The organism is Cupriavidus sp. FW305-46 (genome assembly GCF_058787075.1).
On record NZ_JBYSZI010000081.1, the window covers coordinates 1 to 3,389 of the forward strand.

General features: G+C 64.2%; 3 protein-coding genes. 2 read left to right on the forward strand and 1 reads right to left on the reverse strand.

The genetic code is table 11. The features are described from left to right. Positions 1–143 precede the first annotated feature (143 nt). On the reverse strand, positions 144–347 hold the full coding sequence (locus tag AC3WON_RS27980) for a cold-shock protein (protein ID WP_010811149.1): 204 nt from the start codon (positions 345–347) through the stop codon (positions 144–146). A gap of 417 nt (positions 348–764) precedes the next feature. Between AC3WON_RS27980 and AC3WON_RS27985 the strand changes: the two genes are divergently transcribed. After that, positions 765–2,141, forward strand: coding sequence for an NCS2 family permease (locus AC3WON_RS27985; protein ID WP_492319378.1), 1,377 nt, complete (start codon positions 765–767; stop codon positions 2,139–2,141). Between the two features lie 710 nt (positions 2,142–2,851). Next, entirely contained in the window at positions 2,852–3,322 is a 471-nt protein-coding gene (locus tag AC3WON_RS27990) for a hypothetical protein (RefSeq protein WP_492319379.1), read from the forward strand. Positions 3,323–3,389 lie beyond the last annotated feature (67 nt).

Below are 3,389 nucleotides of genomic sequence, written 5' to 3' on the forward strand. Positions count from 1 at the left end.
GAACAGGACGGGGGCCGGGACGTGATGAAGGTGGCGCAGCCAGCACCGCTGAACGCGCTATCCGTGCCTGAAAACAAAAAACCCCGCCATCGGGCGGGGTTCTGCGCTGTTCGGCGCGCACGGGGCGCGCCGGCAGTCAATGCTTACAGCGGGGTGATGTTCGCGGCCTGCAGGCCCTTCGGGCCATTCTTGACTTCGAACTGCACGCGCTGGTTTTCCTGCAGCGACTTGAAGCCGTCGGCGCGGATTTCCGAGAAATGGGCGAAGAGGTCGTCACCACCCGCGTCCGGCTTGATGAAGCCGAAGCCCTTGGCGTCGTTGAACCACTTGACGATACCGGTTTGCATGATTTGCTTTCCAGAAAAAGGACAAAAAACATCGCATGACGAAAACGTCATCCGACACGGGAAACTCAAGGAAAGGACACCATGGACAACCGAAGTACCAGACGGTGGCTAACGAATGAACTGTTGCCTCGTCGCTTGAATCTAGGCGGCTTTATACGGGGGATTGCCGCAAGCGTCAAGCCGGGGACGCCCCGAAGCATCCCCGTGGCGCCGCTGGCTTCAGCGGTTCGCGCTGTGGGATCATCACGCCTTTTGCATATCGCTTATTCGCCTGTGCGTGGCGAAGCGGGGCCGACCTGCACCAGAGTACGCTTGCCGCCCAGCGGGGCGTCGCGGGATGCTTCAGGCCGAAGCCAGCCACCTGCGGCCGCGCCGTTGTTGTCGCCGCGCACAGATAACGATATCAGGAGACCAGTCATGTCGATGCCGGAACCCGCTTCCAAGCCGGGCACGTCAACCACCAATCCGCCGCACGGCAAGCCACAGGCCGCGCCTTCGCTGATCGAGCGCCTGTTCAGGCTGCGCGAACACCAGACCGATGTGCGCACCGAGATCCTCGCCGGCGTCACCACGTTCCTGACGATGGCGTACATCATCTTCGTCAACCCGTCGATCCTGGGCGATGCGGGCATGCCGAAAGACGCGGTGTTCGTCGCCACCTGCCTGGCCGCGGCGATCGGCACGCTGATCATGGGCTTCTACGCGAACTACCCGATCGCGATGGCGCCGGGCATGGGCCTGAACGCGTACTTTGCCTATACGGTGGTGAAGGGCATGGGCTTTGCGTGGGAGGCGGCGCTCGGCGCGGTCTTTATTTCCGGCTGCCTGTTCCTGCTGGTGACGCTGTTCCGCGTGCGCGAGATGATCGTCAACGGCATTCCGCACTCGATCCGGGTGGCGATCACCGCGGGCATCGGCCTGTTCCTGGCGATTGTCGCGCTGAAGAACGCCGGCATCGTCACCGCCAGCCCGGCCACGCTGGTGACCATCGGCGACCTGCACCAGCCTTCGGCGGTGCTGGCGATCATCGGCTTCTTCGTGATCGTGGCGCTGGATCACTTGCGGGTGAAGGGTGCGATCCTGATCGGCATCCTGCTCACCACGCTGCTGAGCTTTGCGTTTGCCGGCAATACCTTCCACGGCGTGTTCTCCGCGCCGCCGTCGCTCAGCCCGACGCTGTTCAAGCTCGATATTTCCGCCGCGCTGTCGATCGGCATCATCAACGTGGTGCTGGTGTTCTTCCTGGTGGAGTTGTTCGACGCCACCGGCACGCTGATGGGCGTCGCCAACCGCGCGGGCCTGCTCAAGGCCGGGAAAATGGACCGGCTGAACAAGGCGTTGATGTCCGACAGCACCGCGATCATGGCGGGCTCGTTCCTCGGTACGTCTTCCACCACGGCGTATATCGAAAGCGCATCCGGCGTGCAGGCGGGCGGGCGCACCGGACTGACGGCGGTGACGGTGGCCGTGCTGTTCCTCGCGGCGTTGTTCATCGCGCCGCTGGCCGGCACGGTGCCGGCCTATGCCACCGCGCCGGCGTTGCTGTATGTGTCCTGCCTGATGTTGCGCGAGCTGCTGGAGATCGACTGGAATGACGTCACCGAAGTCGTGCCCGCGGTGATGACCGCGCTTGGCATGCCGTTCACCTACTCGGTCGCCAACGGCGTTGCGTTCGGCTTTATCAGCTACGCGGCGCTCAAGCTGCTGACCGGCCGCGCACGCAGCGTGCCCGTGATGGTGTGGATCATCGCGGCGGTGTTCATCTTCAAGTTCTACTACCTGCCGGGGCATTGAGCGCGCCAGCCGGCATGGGATGAAGGAAGGGCGGCCTGGGCCGCCCTATTCCATGGTGCGCTGCTGTCATGATATTGCCATCGTGATGCCGGGCGGGAGCCGTGGCGCCGTCCAACACTCGCCGGCTGTACCCGTTTCTGCGTGCCGCGCAAGCGGGTCCACCGGCCGGGCGTACCTGTTTCTGCGTGACCGTCCGCTACACCCCTCGGGCATGCGGCACGGCTTGCGCCACCCGCGGTGACGGTGCTGCCATCACCCGTTCGGGGGTGTCAAAGCGTACCCGTTTCTGCGTAGCATGGATGCAGACATCGACTGCTCGGAATGTGTCCGAAAAGGTGGCGGTGGCAGGCCGGCGGCCAGTGTGCGCGCGGCCTCATACCAAAGTATGAGATTGGCTGTAAGTCACCCACGCGGGGCTGGACAAAGTGGCCTAAATGCACTGAACTATAGACGTGGCAAAGAGGGGCGCGGCAAGGCGCCCCTTCTTGACTCCGGTGCATGCGGCAGGATGCCGGAGCCAACCGAGAGCGCCTGAGCGCCGTTCGCCGGTCGGTGGACATTTCGGTCCAGACCGTCAACAAGGCGGCATAGCCACCATCCGGGAGCGTGCGGGAAACACGCGCGCCACGCAGACAAAAACTAGTTCAAAGACTGACAAGTGGTAACCGCAGACGTGTAGTGCCGGGGGATGTTGTTCAACGGGGATTATCATGACCGCAGGAGAAATCCGGCGACCCGCTATCGGGCCTGTCAGGGAGACTAATAACCGCTCCATCCGAGCCATCCATCATGCCTGGGCTGCCGTGGGGGAAGCCGCAGGCGAAGCACCCAGCAAGCGGACCGTCCATGACGGCGCGACGGCCGAGGTGGCCGCCCTGCTTGCCGACGACAGCGAACTCAGCGACAGCGCACGCGCGGCCGTGGCCAACCTGCTGCGCCGCCATCGCCTGCTCGAAGGCGAACTGACACGCCAGCGCACGCTGTTGCAGGAATGGATCCTGAGCCAACAGACCTACAAGACGCTCTACTACCAATACTCCGGCCAGTCGCAGCAGGCGCCGCGCCTGGAGTTGATGCGTGAAAAGGAGGCTGTGCGGCGGCGTATCCGCGCTCAGCTCCAGGCGGGTGCGGACGATCTTGCCGCGCCCGATGAGCAACTCCGCAGTCTGTCCAGCTCGTGATACCGACGTCGCGCGCGGGTGCGTGCCCGCAGCCAGTTCAGCCCCACCGTCCGCCGCGGCCGCAGGC

What these genes read in the sequence shown, in the direction of transcription:
- AC3WON_RS27985 (WP_492319378.1), top strand. Translation starts at nt 765, where the DNA reads ATGTCGATGCCGGAACCCGCTTCCAAGCCGGGCACGTCAACCACCAAT.
- AC3WON_RS27990 (WP_492319379.1), top strand. Translation starts at nt 2,852, where the DNA reads ATGACCGCAGGAGAAATCCGGCGACCCGCTATCGGGCCTGTCAGGGAG.
- AC3WON_RS27980 (WP_010811149.1), bottom strand. Translation starts at nt 347, where the DNA reads ATGCAAACCGGTATCGTCAAGTGGTTCAACGACGCCAAGGGCTTCGGC.